Genomic DNA, 12,391 nt, shown 5'->3' with positions numbered 1-12,391 from the left:
GAGCCCCGGATGCGCTGCGCTTATCCGGGCTACGCAAAGCGAGAATCAGACCAGGCTGACGGAATGCCGCACGCAGTTGCGGCCATCGTCCTTGGCCCGGTACAGGGCTTCATCGGCCAGGCGGATCACGTCCTCCGGCGTCGCCCGTTCTCCGCTCGCGGTATGCACGCCGATGCTGGCGCTGAGGTGGATGTTGCGGCCGTCGTTGTCCACCGGGGTCTGGTGGATGCGCAGGCGCACCGCCTCGGCGACCTGCAGCGCCTGCTGCGCATCGAACCCTGGCAGCACCGCCACGAATTCCTCGCCGCCGAAGCGCGCCACCAGCCCGCCGCGCGGCTGCACCACGTCCTCGATGCACCGTGCGGCCACGTTCAGGCAGTCGTCGCCAACCAGGTGGCCGTGGGTATCGTTGATCCGCTTGAAATGATCCAGGTCGAGCAGCAGCAGGGCGACCGGCTGGCCGTTGGTGCCACGCAACTCGAGCGCCTGCGACAGCGCCTCGCGGAAGTGCCGGCGGTTGTAGACGCCGGTGAGCGGATCGCGCTGGCTGTATTCGCGCAACTGCACGTTGGCCTCGCCGAGCTGCGCCATCGCCGTGCGCAACTGGCGGGTGCGGTCGATCACGCTGCGTTCCAGCCGCTCGTTGTTCTCCTGGACGATGCGGATGTTCTCGTTGCGCAGCCCGGCATAGCGCGAACCCAGCGCCAGCGACAGCAGCAGCATCTCCAGTGCCGAGCCGATCTGCACGCCGTTGAGCGTCCAGAAGTTGGGCGGCACCACGCCGAAGGCGAGCAGGGTGAATGCAGTCGTGCCTGCCAGGAACAGCGACCACGCCAGCAACAGCAGCCGCGCGGGCTTGTAGCCGCGGCGCAGCATCACCACCGTCGCGATCATGATCCAGACCACGCCCACCAGCACCGCCCGCGAGGCGACCGGCGTCGCCGTGCTGTACGGCAGCCAGAACGAGGCGACGCCCAGCACCACGAAGAACCCGGTCACGCCCAGGCTGACCAGGTTGCCGCGCGGCCAGCGTTCCTGCAGTTCCAGGAAACTGCGGGTGAACAGTTGCATGCCGACCAGCGCCAGGCAGATCGACAGCGGCACCGAGGCATCGGCCAGCCATGGCGAGTTCGGCCAGAAATATTCGAAGCCGTAGCCGTTGAGGGTGAACAGCACCAGCCCGAACGCACCGGTATGCAGCAGGTACCAGAAGTAGCCGGAGTCGCGCAGCATGATCCACAACACCAGGTTGTAGAACAGCAGCGCGAGCACGATCCCGTAGTACAGGCCGGTGGAGAATTGCGCGTCGCGCATGACCTCGGCGAAGGCGCGTGGCGTGTACAGCACCAGCGGCACCTGCATCGAACTGTGGCTTTGCACGCGCACCAGCAGTTCCACCTGTTCGCCGACTGGCAGGTCCAGGCGGAAATTGGGATGCCGATAGCGGATGTAGCGGCTGTTGAACGGCACGTGGTCGCCGCTGGCATGGTGCTCGACGCGACCGTCCGGGTAGCGCAGGTACAGGTCGAGCTGGTCGCTGAGTGCGTACTGCTGCACCAGCAGCCAGCGCGATTCGTCGCGCTGGGTGTTCACCAGCGGCAGGTAGAACCAGTACGCGCCTTTCTGGAAGCCGAAGTTGGGACTGCCGTCGGGCAAGGGCGAGAACCTGCCGGCACGGGCCTGCGCGAACGCATCGGTGGCGCCATCGCTGGCGTACACGTCGTGGCGGTAGGCGATGACGTCGTTGAGCGGGATGGCGCGCTCGCCGGCCAGCCGCAGCGGTTCCACCGCGCACGCCGGCCAGGCCGTGGCCAGCAGCGCAAGCGCCACCACCAGCAACCATGCCTGCAACATGCCCCGCGATGCGCGCAAACGACCCCCGTCGCTCTGTCCCGTGCCGCGATTCTAGTCCAGCCGTCTCGTCCTTGCGGCACGCCATAATGGGGCATGCCCGCACTCCTGATCGCCGCCATGCTCGCCCTCGCGGGGCCTGCCGATGTCGCCGCCACCGCCTGTGTGCCGGTGCACGTGGAGGCGCCGCTTGCGCTGCCGCACGCGCAGGGCGACGGTGCTGGCTGCATCGACTATCGGCGCGCGCCGCGTTCGGGCCAGGGGGACGTGGCCCGCGTGCTGGTCTTCGGCGACCCGCAGGTAAAGTCGGCGGACGATGTCGATCATTTCCGGCGCGACATCGTGGAACCGATTTCAGGCACGCATGGCGCCTCGCTCGGCATCACCCTGGGCGACCTGGTCGACGATGTCCCGGCGCTGTTGCCCGAGGTGAAGGCAGCCACCGCCTCGCTGGGCATCCCCTGGCTGCATGCGCCGGGCAATCACGATGTCGATCCCGGCGCCGCCAGCGATGCCGCTTCGCTCGCCGGCTTCCATCGCGCGATCGGGCCGGACACCTTCGCCCGGCAGACCGCGCTGGCCAACATCGCGATCCTCGACGACGTGATCCTGTTGCCGGGCCAGAAGCCGGGTTACATCGGCGGCCTGCGCGAGGACCAGTTCGCCTTCCTCGAACGCTGGTTGCCCACGCTGGCGAAGGATCGCCTGCTGGTGCTGGCGATGCACATCCATCTGTTCGACGAAGCCGGCAAGGACAGCTTCCGCGATGCCGACCGCGAGCGCCTGTTCGCGCTGTTGAAACCGTTCCCGCACGTGCTGGTGCTGACCGCGCACAGCCATACCCAGCGCCATGTCTTCCACGATGCCGCGACCGGTTGGCACGGCGCGAACCCCTTGCACGAATACAACGTGGGCGCCGCCTGCGGCGCGTACTGGTCGGGCGCTGCCGACGCGCAGGGCATCCCCGCCGCAACGATGGCCGACGGCACCCCGAACGGGTACGCCATGCTCACGGTGAAGGCAGGTGGCGAGTACGCAGTGGCCTGGCACAACGCGCGCGACCCGGACGATCGCCAGATCGGCCTGCATGCGCCGAAGCTGTTGCGCCGCGGGGCGTATCCGGCTTGGGGCGTGTTCGCCAACGTGTACATGGGCACGGACGACACCCGCGTGGAATTCCGAGTGGACGGCGGCGACTGGATGCCGATGAAGAAAGTGCTGCAGCCGGATCCCGCGCTGCTCGCCGAGAACGCCATCGACGATGCCAGCGAGGTGCTGCGCGGCCACGATCGTTCGCCGGAAGCGGAGGCATCGACGCACCTGTGGCGCGGCTCGTTGCCGACGAAACTGGATGCCGGCGAGCACCTGGTCGAGGTGCGCGCGTTCGATCGCTGGCGTGGCGAGCAGCGGGCGACCACGACCTATCGACTCGAAGAAGCACCGCCGCGCTGAGGCCTCCGCGCCGGCGCGTCGAACCCTGTCTTACGGCGATGCACGCTCCGTCGCGGCGGCCGGTTCCGCGAGCGGCCAGGGATACGCGAGCGGAGCGCCCGCATCGAGCCCCGAGCGCCAGTCGGCGAGCGTCGTCCTGATCGCGTTGCCCTCGGAGACCTGCGGATGCGAGGGCTCGAAGCCTGCGGCGTCCTCCCAGCCGGCGATGCGCTTTTCCGCATGCCGGAACGCAGCGGTGAAGTCGGTCTCGCGATTCAGTCCTTCCACCAGCCAGGCGCGGCCGAAGAAGGTCGCGGTGGAATCGCTGTCGCAGCCGAACGAAGGCCGGTCGCTGCGTGCCGCCGTCATCAACAGGGTATTGTCGCCGTGCAGGCGCGCGATGAAGCCGCCGGAATAGCAGGCGGAAATCACGATCACCCGATTGCGGATGCGTGCCTTGTCGAGGATGAAGGCGATGTCGTCCGGGACCAGCGCATCGTCGATGTACGGCGGGAAATGCAGGACCAATTCATGCTCCGGCGTGCCATGCATGGTCAGGTACAGCAGCAGGATGTCCTCGCGGCGATCCATCCGTTTCGCGACGCCCTTCACGGCGTCGTAGAGATTGTCGTAGCTGGCCAGCGGCCGCGGCGTTGCACCCACGCTGTCGGGATGGCTGACCAGGCTCAGCGTGCCGCGCGCATGCAAGCGCTGGCGCATCAGGTTGTCGAGGTAGATCGCTTCGTTGCGGAACACGTCCTGGGTGCCGTCGCCGGCGACCCCGATCACGTACAGGTCTGGGATGCCGGGCCGCTGGCGCGGCAGGGCCGCGACCTGCTTCGCGACCAGGCCGATGTCGCGCTTGGCGATGATGTCGGCGAGATCCCGATGGCGCGATGCCGAAGCCGTCGCCATCGACGCCAGCAATGCGCAGGCGCAGGCGAACGCCGCGGACCGGCTCATGTGCCGGCGTCGATCTCGTCGAAACGCTCGACCCGCAGGTGGCCACGCGCGGCATCGCCGGTGCGGGGCGTCGGATAGTCCTCGCGGCGATCCAGCAACACGGTGCGCATGCCTGCTTCGCGCGCGGCATCGAGTTCCTCGACGACATCGGACAGGAACAGCACGTCGTGCGGCGCGCGATCCAGGCGATCGGCAATCAATCGATAGGCGTCGGCATCGCGCTTGTGGCCGATCTCGGTATCGAAGAAGCCGCGGAACAGCGGGACCAGGTCGCCGGCGTCGGTGTGCGAGAACAGCAGCTTCTGCGCCGGCACCGAGCCGCTGGAATACACCGCCAGTGCATGGCCTGCGTCATGCCACTTGCGCAGCGCGGGCACCACGTCGTCGTAGAGTGGTGCGGTGAAGTCGCCCTCGCGATAGCCGGCTTCCCAGATCAGGCCCTGCAGGGCCTTGAGGGCGGTGTGCTTGCGGTCCTGGTCGATCCAGCCCTGCAATGTCTCGACGATCATCTCGTCCTGGCACAGGCCGCCGCTTTCCACGGCGACGATGTCCAGCCAGTGGCGCACCTTCGGATCGTGGCCATGTTCGCGGACGAAATCGGGCAGGGCGGCGCGTGCGTACGGGAACAGCACGTCGCGGACGAAGGAGATCGAACTGGTCGTGCCTTCGATGTCGGTGAGGATCGCGGTTTTCTGCATTTGCTCGTCATTCCCGCGAAGGCAGGTAGTGCTCCGTCTCGGCGAAGGCCGAATATCCAGCATCTTGAGGGCAAGTATCGGGTTCGAAGATCAAAGTCGCTGGATCCCCGCCTGCGCGGGGATGACAGCGATCAGATCGCCTGCCCGACTTCGTAGCGCGGGAATTGTCGGGCGATGTCGGTGCCGGTGAAGTGCCCGACCCAGCCGTCCGGCTCGGTGAAGAAGCGGATCGCGACGAAGCTCGGCTCCGGCCCCATGTCGAACCAGTGGGTCATGCTGTCCGGCACCGCGATCAGGTCGCCGGCCTCGCACAACACCTCGTAGACCTTGCCCTCGACGTGCAGGGTGAACAGGCCGGAGCCCGCCACGAAGAAGCGCACCTCGTCTTCCTTGTGGAAATGCTCGTCGAGGAACTTGCCGCGCATCGCCTCGCGGTTGGGGTTGTCCGGCGCGATGCTGACCACGTCGACTGACTTGAAGCCGTTGGCTTCGACCAGGCGGTCGATGTCGACCTTGTAGGCGGCCATGATCGTCTCGGGTGCGTCGCCGGGCTGCACGCCATGCGCAGGCTCCCACTGCTCGAGGTGCACGCCGATCTTCGCCAGCTCGGCGCCCATTTCGGTGCGGTCGGTGGTCGCCAGCAGCGGCGTGCCCGGGGCGTGATCGTCGAAAATGCGCAAACGGCTCATTGCTTCAGTGTCCTCAGTTCCAATTCGCAGCCCAGCAGGAATTCGAAGGCTTCCAGGTGGCGGCGCGCCTCGGCCATGTCGCGGCCCCAGGCATACAGGCCGTGGCCGTCGATCAGGTAGCCCCACAGGCATTGCGCGTCGAGCGCGGCTTCGACCCAAGCCGCGAGCTCGTGCATGTCCTGGGTGTTCGGGAACACCGGCACGTCCATCGCGCCCTCGTGGGTGGTGTTGCCGAAGAACGCCTTCTGCAATTCGTACCCCTCGAAGCGCACATGGCCGGCGGGTGCGTACAGGCGCGAGGCCACCGTCTGCGTGCGCGAATGCGTGTGCAGCACGCAGCCGATCTCCGGGAAGCGCCGGTAGAGCTGGGTGTGCAACAGGGTCTCCGCCGACGGCTTCTTGCCGTTGCCGACCGCCTTGCCGTCGAAGTCGACCACCATGATGTCGGCTTCGGTCAACCGGCCCTTGTCGCGGCCGGAGACGGTGATCGCGGCATGGCGATCGTCGAGGCGGCGCGAGAAATTGCTGCTGGTCGCGGGCGTCCAGCCGGCATGCGCGAGTTCGCGCACGTTGGTGATGATCTCGCCGGCGAGGTGGCGCAGGTGCTGGGCGTCGTAGGGGAGCGTGTCCATCCCCGAAGTGTAGCGAATCGATGTCGCCGGTTCGTCGAATCGCGGGCAAACAAAAACCCGGCCGAAGCCGGGTTTTCGTGAACGCGTCATGCCGATGCGGCGCGACGCTCTTCTCAGGCCTGCGGGCCTTCGTGGAACGGCGGTTCCGGATCGATCTTCGGGCCGCCATGCGGGCCCTTCAGGCCGCGCGCCAGTTCGCTGTTGCGGTAGCCATACAGCGCGTAGACGATGAAGCCCAGGATCGCCCAGCCGAAGAACATCGCCAGGGTGTAAAGCGAGAGGTTCAGGAACAGCAGCAGGCAGCCGGCGATCGCCAGCGGGCAGACCACCCAAGCCATCGGCGTGCGGAACGGACGCGGGCGGTTGGGCTCGCGCTTGCGCAGAATCAGCACGCCAGCGGACACCGCCATGAAGGCGAACAGGGTGCCGGAGTTGGAGATGTCGGCCAGGATGCCGACCGGGAACATCGCGGCGAACAGGGCCACGAACACGCCGGTGATCATGGTGACCACGTGCGGGGTGTGGAACTTCGGATGCACCTTCGACAGGGCTTCCGGCAGCAGGCCGTCGCGCGACATCGTGAAGAAAATGCGGGTCTGGCCGTAGATCATCATCAGCACCACCGAGGGCAGGGCCAGCGCCGCGGCCAGGCCGATGGCATTGCCCCAGCCGGCGAAGCCCAGCACCTTCAGCACGTGGGCCAGCGGTTCCTTGCTGCACACCAGGGCCTCGGAGCCGGCGCAGGCCGCCGCCATCTCCGGAGTGCCGGGATGGATCGCCAGGCCATTGGCATCCAGCATCGGCTGCGAACCGATCGCGCCGACCGCACCGTAGCCGACCAGCATGTAGAAGATGGTGCAGACCAGCAGCGAGCCGATCAGGCCGATCGGGATGTTGCGGTTCGGATTCTTGGTTTCTTCGGCCGCGGTCGACACCGCATCGAAGCCGACGTAAGCGAAGAAGATCGAGGCCGCCGCGCCCAGCACGCCGATGCCGCCCAGCGGGCTGCCCCAGCCGGTCGGGAAGAACGGCTCGAAGTTGACGTCCTTGGCCGCGGGTACGGCGATGGCGATGAAGGCGGTGAGGGCGACGACCTTGACCAGGACCAGGATCGCATTGACCTTGGCCGACTTCGACGTGCCAAGCACCAGCAGGCCGGTCACCACGAGGGCGATGGAGAAGGCGAGGATGTTGAACGCGCCGCCATCCATCGGGCCGGTCTTGAGTGCCGTCGGCAACTCCATCCCGGCACTCGCCAGGAGGCCGTTCATGTAACCGGACCAACCCACCGAGACCGCTCCGGCAGCGACGGCGTATTCCAGCACCAGTGCCCAACCCACCGTCCAGGCCAAGGCTTCGCCCATCACGCCGTAGGTGTAGGTGTAGGCCGAGCCGGACACCGGAATCATCGAGGCGAGTTCGGAGTACGCCAACGCCGCTAGCGCGCACACCACCGCCGCGATCACGAAGGCAATCATCATCGCCGGGCCTGCCTTCTGGCCGGCTTCGGCAGTCAGCACGAAGATGCCGGTGCCGATGATCGCGCCGATGCCGAGCATGGTCAGCTGGAAGGCACCGAGCTGGCGCTTGAGCGCCTTCTTTTCGGCGGTTTCGAGGATCTTGTCGAGTGGCTTGACTCGCTGGAACAGCATCAGGTGGTCCCCCGGGTTCTTGTTCGTGGACGAACCTGCCCAGGGGCAGGCCGCAAGCCCGCGACCATAAACGGTCACATGCGCCGCGCACAAGCGCCGCGGGTCATCCTGCGGCGATAATCGCGCCCTCCCTCGGGCTTCCGCGACGCAACATGGCCGACTTCGATGATCCAGTCCTTGCCTCCGCGCTGGCTGAATACGCAACGCAGTGGCCAGCGGAGCGTGCAACGGTCGGACGCTTCGAAGAATTGCTGGGCGACGAGGCCGATCCCTTCGTGCGCGAGCGCCTGGCTGGGCACTTCACCGCATCCTGCTGGCTTGTCGATCGCAGCGGCGAACGCACGCTGCTGACCCATCACCGCAAGCTGGGCCTGTGGCTGCAACTCGGTGGCCATGCCGACGGCGAGCGCGACCTGCGCATCGCCGCCCTGAAGGAGGCCGAGGAGGAATCCGGCCTGCACGACCTGCGCATCGAACCGGCGATCTTCGACCTCGATCGGCACTGGATCCCCGAGCACAAGGGCGTTGCCGCGCATTGGCACTACGATGTGCGCTTCGTCGTCCACGCCGGCGAGGACGAGGCCTACACCGTCAGCGACGAATCCCATGACCTGGCATGGCGGCAGGTCGCCGAGCTCGCGGTCGAGGCCGGCACCGATCCGTCCGTGCAGCGCATGGCGCGCAAATGGCTGGCGCGTTCCGATCCCGATTTGTAGGAACGGCTTCAGCCGCGAGCTCTTGTGGGAGGGGCTTCAGCCCCGAGCTCTCGCGCTGCGGTGGTTCGAATCGGGCCTGAAGGCCCTCCCACAAACGCACTTCAATACAGCACGCGCGTCCGCAAGGTGCCCGGGATCGCCGACAGCGCCGCGCGCAATTCGCTGGCCTGCGCATCGTCCGCAGCGACGTCGATCACCACGTAGCCCACGTTCGGATCGGTGCGCAGGAACTGGCCATCGATGTTGATGCCACGCTCGCCGAAGATGTCGTTGATCTTCGAAAGCACGCCCGGGACATTGCGGTGGATGTGCAGGATGCGGTGGCTGCCGGCGTGTTCGGGCAAGGTGACCTCGGGGAAGTTCACCGCGCTCAGGGTGCTGCCGTTGTCGCTGTAGCGGACCAGCTTGGCCGCGACCTCGATGCCGATGTTGTCCTGCGCTTCCAGCGTGCTGCCGCCGACGTGCGGGGTCAGGATCACGTTGTCGATGCCGAGCAGGGGGGAGACCAGCGGGTCGTCGTTGCCCTTCGGTTCCTCGGGATAGACGTCGACCGCGGCGCCGCCGATGTGGCCGGATTGCAGCGCGGCCGCGAGCGCATCGATGTCGACCACGGTGCCGCGCGCGGCGTTGATGAGATGCGCGCCGGGCTTCATCTTCGCCAGTTGCGCGGCGCCGATCATCCATTGCGTCGCCGGGGTTTCCGGCACGTGCAGGGTGACCACGTCGGACTTCGCCAGCAGCTCGTCCAGGTCGATCGAGGCGCGTGCATTGCCGAGCGAGAGCTTGGTCTCGATGTCATGGAAGAGGACCTGCATGCCCAGCGCTTCGGCGAGCACGCCGACCTGGGTGCCGATGTGGCCATAGCCGACGATGCCCAAGGTCTTGCCGCGGGCTTCGTGGCTGCCGGCGGCGGACTTGCTCCAGCCGCCGCGGTGGCATTGCGCGGATTTCTGCGGGATCCCGCGCAACAGCATGATCGCCTCGGCCAGGACCAGTTCGGCCACGCTGCGGGTATTCGAGTACGGCGCGTTGAACACCGGGATGCCGGCGAGTTCCGCCGCGTGCAGGTCGACCTGGTTGGTGCCGATGCAGAAGCAGCCGATCGCCAGCAGTCGCTTCGCATCGGACAACACCTCGGCGCTCAGGTGGGTGCGCGAGCGGATGCCGATGAAGTGGGCGTCGGCGATCGCCTTGCGCAACTCGTCCTCTGGCAGCGACTTGGCGTGGGTGACGATATTGCTGTAGCCGGCCGCCCGGAAGGTCTCCACCGCATTCGGGCTGATGCCCTCGAGCAATAGCACCTTGATGTCCTGCTTCGGGTAGGAAGTCTTCTTCGGGGCCATGGCAAGGCAACGGGCGAGGGGAGCCGCACTATGCCAGATGCAGGCGTTGTTTTGCCGCACTGCGTCATGCCATTTGGACGCGCCGCCATGCCGTGGCCGTCGCCCTGGAAAGTTGCGGCTGAAACCGCGCCGCCATGCGCTTCGCGGGCGCTGGACGCATCGGCGCGCGGCTGGCACGCTGCGGCATCCCACGCGTCGCCATCGACCCGCCCATGACCGATCCCCGCATCGCCGACCTGCACGCGTCGGTGCCCGGCCTGCGCCTGCAGACCGACCCCGCCGACCTGGAACACTATGGCCGCGACTGGACCCGGCGCTGGACGCCGGCACCACTCGCCATCGCCCTGCCGGGCAGCATCGACGAGGTCCAGTCCGTCGTGCGTTGGGCGAAAGCGAACGCCGTCGCCATCGTCCCATCGGGTGGCCGCACCGGACTCTCCGGTGGCGCGGTGGCAGCGAACGGCGAACTGGTGGTGAGCCTGGAACGGATGAATCAGGTGATCGGCTTCGACGCGATCGACCGCACCCTGACCGTGCAGGCCGGCATCCCGTTGCAACTGGCGCAGGAGGCCGCCCGCGAACGAGGCCTGCAGTACCCCGTGGACTTCGCCGCGCGCGGCTCCTGCAGCATCGGCGGCAACATCGCCACCAATGCCGGCGGCATCCGCGTGGTGCGTTACGGCAACACCCGCGAGTGGATCGCCGGCTTGAAGCTGGTGACCGGCGCCGGCGAGCTGCTCGACCTCGGCCGCAGCCTGGTCAAGAACTCCAGCGGCTACGACCTGCGCCACCTCGCCATCGCGTCCGAAGGCACGCTCGGCATCGTGGTCGAGGCGACGTTGAAGCTCACCGATCCACCGCCGCCGACCAACGTGATGCTGCTGGCATTGCCGTCGTTCGACGCACTGATGCAAGTGTTCGATGCGTTCCGTGCGCGATTGCAACTGCAGGCCTTCGAATTCTTCACCGACCGCGCGCTGCACCACGTGCTGGCGCATGGCGCGCAGGCACCCTTCGCGGAAACGCATCCGTTCTACGTGGTCACCGAATTCGCCAGCGACGAAGCCAGCGAGACCGAAGCGCTCGCCGCATTCGAACAGTGCATGGAGGCCGGGCTGGTCAGCGATGGCGTGATCAGCCAGAGCGACGCCCAGGCCGCGCAGCTCTGGCGCTTGCGCGAAGGCATCACCGAAAGCCTGGCGAAACACGTGCCGTACAAGAACGACGTGTCGGTGCGGTTGTCGGCGATGCCGGGCTTCCTCGCCGAAACGCAGGCCTTGCTGGGCGATGCCTATCCGCACTTCGACGTGGTGTGGTTCGGCCACATCGGCGACGGCAACCTGCACATCAACGTGCTCAAGCCCGACGGCATGGCGCAGGCGGACTTCGTAGCCGATTGCGACCGCGTCACCAAATTGCTTGCCGAACGCCTGCACGCGCATGGCGGCAGCATCTCCGCCGAGCACGGCATCGGCCTGGTCAAGAAACCCTATCTGTCGAGTACGCGCAGCAGCGCGGAGATCGCGACGATGCGCGGGATCAAGGCGGTGCTGGACCCTGCCGGGATCATGAATCCCGGCAAGCTGTTCGATCCGTAGGAGCACGTCGCCCGCACGAGGCGTCCGGATTCTTGTAGCCCGGATAAGCGCAGCGCATCCGGGGATTTCCGCGGTTCGTTCCCGGATGCGGCCTTCGGCCTTATCCGGGCTACATCAATCCTTGTGCGAGGCGCGCGTCCAGCCGCGCGCGGATCGCCGGCCATTCCGGCGCGGTGATCGAATAGGTGTACGTATCGCGCAGGCTGCCGTCCTTGTGGCGCTTCCAGGCACGCAGGACGCCGTCGAGCTTTGCACCGAGGCGTTCGATCGCCGCCTGCGAGCGCAGGTTCAGGTGGCTGGTGTGGAAGAACACCGACTCCGCGCCCAGCGTGTCGAAGGCGTGGCCGAGCATCAGCCGCTTGTTGGCGGTGTTGACGTGGCTGCGCCACACGGATGCTGCGTGGAAGGTGTAGCCGATCGCCAGCGTGGGCACCGACAGGTCGATGTCGTAGAAGCGCGTGCTGCCGACGACGCGATCGCCCGAGACGATGGCGAAGGGCAGCACGCGACCGGCCTCCGCGGCGAGCAGGGCTTCCTCGACCCAGTGCGGGATGCCGTCGCGGCCCGGCACGTTGACGTAGTTGATCGCGCCGATGTCGCCATCGTCCACCGCGTCCTGCAGCGCGGGAATGTGCTCGCGCGCAAGCGGCTCCAGGCGGATGCCGTGGCTGGCGAGGGTGACGGGATGAAGCGTGGCGATCATTGAATATTGGCTGCCGTACTGCTCTTGCTCGTCATCCCGGCGAACGCCGGGATCCAGCTTTTGCGATGAAGAGCTGGATCCCGGCGTTCGCCGGGATGACGGCTCATGAAGCGAT

Annotated in this window: 11 protein-coding genes; 3 read left to right on the top strand and 8 right to left on the bottom strand. The window is 67.1% G+C overall.

Features of this window, described 5'->3' with window-relative positions; all coding sequences use genetic code 11:
* Positions 1 to 45 precede the first annotated feature (45 nt).
* On the bottom strand, positions 46 to 1,854 hold the full coding sequence (locus ACE3T8_RS07335; RefSeq protein WP_374608073.1) for a 7TM diverse intracellular signaling domain-containing protein: 1,809 nt from the start codon (positions 1,852 to 1,854) through the stop codon (positions 46 to 48).
* A gap of 93 nt (positions 1,855 to 1,947) precedes the next feature.
* On the opposite strand from ACE3T8_RS07335, the gene ACE3T8_RS07330 reads away from it, so the two are divergent.
* Positions 1,948 to 3,303 (top strand): calcineurin-like phosphoesterase C-terminal domain-containing protein, encoded by a 1,356-nt coding sequence (locus ACE3T8_RS07330; RefSeq protein WP_374608072.1) that lies wholly within the window; start codon positions 1,948 to 1,950, stop codon positions 3,301 to 3,303.
* A gap of 30 nt (positions 3,304 to 3,333) precedes the next feature.
* Here ACE3T8_RS07330 and ACE3T8_RS07325 read toward each other — a convergent pair whose 3' ends face one another.
* The 5 genes from ACE3T8_RS07325 to ACE3T8_RS07305 form a co-directional block, all read right to left on the bottom strand.
* Positions 3,334 to 4,245, bottom strand: coding sequence for a C13 family peptidase (locus ACE3T8_RS07325; protein ID WP_374608070.1), 912 nt, complete (start codon positions 4,243 to 4,245; stop codon positions 3,334 to 3,336).
* Entirely contained in the window at positions 4,242 to 4,943 is a 702-nt protein-coding gene (mtnC, locus tag ACE3T8_RS07320; RefSeq protein WP_374608068.1) for an acireductone synthase, read from the bottom strand. Before mtnC ends, ACE3T8_RS07325 begins: the two co-directional genes overlap by 4 nt.
* Before the next feature lie 131 nt (positions 4,944 to 5,074).
* On the bottom strand, positions 5,075 to 5,632 hold the full coding sequence (locus tag ACE3T8_RS07315; protein ID WP_374608066.1) for an acireductone dioxygenase: 558 nt from the start codon (positions 5,630 to 5,632) through the stop codon (positions 5,075 to 5,077).
* Positions 5,629 to 6,264 carry a methylthioribulose 1-phosphate dehydratase gene (locus ACE3T8_RS07310; RefSeq protein ID WP_374608064.1) on the bottom strand — a complete coding sequence of 212 codons (636 nt, stop codon included), beginning with the start codon at positions 6,262 to 6,264 and terminating at the stop codon, positions 5,629 to 5,631. Before ACE3T8_RS07310 ends, ACE3T8_RS07315 begins: the two co-directional genes overlap by 4 nt.
* A 113-nt stretch (positions 6,265 to 6,377) precedes the next feature.
* A complete protein-coding gene (locus ACE3T8_RS07305; protein WP_374608217.1) occupies positions 6,378 to 7,919 on the bottom strand; it encodes an amino acid permease in 1,542 nt (513 codons plus the stop codon).
* Positions 7,920 to 8,068: 149 nt separating this feature from the next.
* Between ACE3T8_RS07305 and ACE3T8_RS07300 the strand changes: the two genes are divergently transcribed.
* The gene (locus ACE3T8_RS07300) at positions 8,069 to 8,632 is read left to right on the top strand and encodes an NUDIX hydrolase (RefSeq protein WP_374608062.1); all 564 of its coding nucleotides are present in this window, start codon (positions 8,069 to 8,071) and stop codon (positions 8,630 to 8,632) included.
* 101 nt (positions 8,633 to 8,733) lie between these two features.
* Here ACE3T8_RS07300 and serA read toward each other — a convergent pair whose 3' ends face one another.
* Positions 8,734 to 9,975, bottom strand: a complete 1,242-nt coding sequence (gene serA, locus ACE3T8_RS07295) for a phosphoglycerate dehydrogenase (RefSeq protein ID WP_374608060.1) — start codon at positions 9,973 to 9,975, stop codon at positions 8,734 to 8,736.
* A gap of 212 nt (positions 9,976 to 10,187) precedes the next feature.
* On the opposite strand from serA, the gene ACE3T8_RS07290 reads away from it, so the two are divergent.
* Positions 10,188 to 11,573 (top strand): FAD-binding oxidoreductase, encoded by a 1,386-nt coding sequence (locus tag ACE3T8_RS07290; protein ID WP_374608058.1) that lies wholly within the window; start codon positions 10,188 to 10,190, stop codon positions 11,571 to 11,573.
* A 109-nt stretch (positions 11,574 to 11,682) separates the two neighbouring features.
* On the opposite strand, the gene ACE3T8_RS07285 is transcribed toward ACE3T8_RS07290, so the two are convergent.
* Positions 11,683 to 12,276: a GNAT family N-acetyltransferase gene (locus ACE3T8_RS07285; RefSeq protein WP_374608056.1), complete on the bottom strand. Its 594-nt coding sequence runs from the start codon at positions 12,274 to 12,276 to the stop codon at positions 11,683 to 11,685.
* Positions 12,277 to 12,391: the final 115 nt, after the last annotated feature.

The organism is Thermomonas sp. (assembly GCF_041919455.1).
Classification (GTDB): Bacteria; Pseudomonadota; Gammaproteobacteria; order Xanthomonadales; family Xanthomonadaceae; genus Thermomonas.
The sequence above is the reverse complement of the archived record's forward strand: the minus strand, read 5'-3'. Positions and strand labels throughout refer to the sequence as shown.

Coding starts and splice junctions, on each gene's coding strand:
- ACE3T8_RS07335 (WP_374608073.1), bottom strand. CDS start 1,854: ATGTTGCAGGCATGGTTGCTGGTGGTGGCGCTTGCGCTGCTGGCCACG.
- ACE3T8_RS07330 (WP_374608072.1), top strand. CDS start 1,948: ATGCCCGCACTCCTGATCGCCGCCATGCTCGCCCTCGCGGGGCCTGCC.
- ACE3T8_RS07325 (WP_374608070.1), bottom strand. CDS start 4,245: ATGAGCCGGTCCGCGGCGTTCGCCTGCGCCTGCGCATTGCTGGCGTCG.
- mtnC (WP_374608068.1), bottom strand. CDS start 4,943: ATGCAGAAAACCGCGATCCTCACCGACATCGAAGGCACGACCAGTTCG.
- ACE3T8_RS07315 (WP_374608066.1), bottom strand. CDS start 5,632: ATGAGCCGTTTGCGCATTTTCGACGATCACGCCCCGGGCACGCCGCTG.
- ACE3T8_RS07310 (WP_374608064.1), bottom strand. CDS start 6,264: ATGGACACGCTCCCCTACGACGCCCAGCACCTGCGCCACCTCGCCGGC.
- ACE3T8_RS07300 (WP_374608062.1), top strand. CDS start 8,069: ATGGCCGACTTCGATGATCCAGTCCTTGCCTCCGCGCTGGCTGAATAC.
- serA (WP_374608060.1), bottom strand. CDS start 9,975: ATGGCCCCGAAGAAGACTTCCTACCCGAAGCAGGACATCAAGGTGCTA.
- ACE3T8_RS07290 (WP_374608058.1), top strand. CDS start 10,188: ATGACCGATCCCCGCATCGCCGACCTGCACGCGTCGGTGCCCGGCCTG.
- ACE3T8_RS07285 (WP_374608056.1), bottom strand. CDS start 12,276: ATGATCGCCACGCTTCATCCCGTCACCCTCGCCAGCCACGGCATCCGC.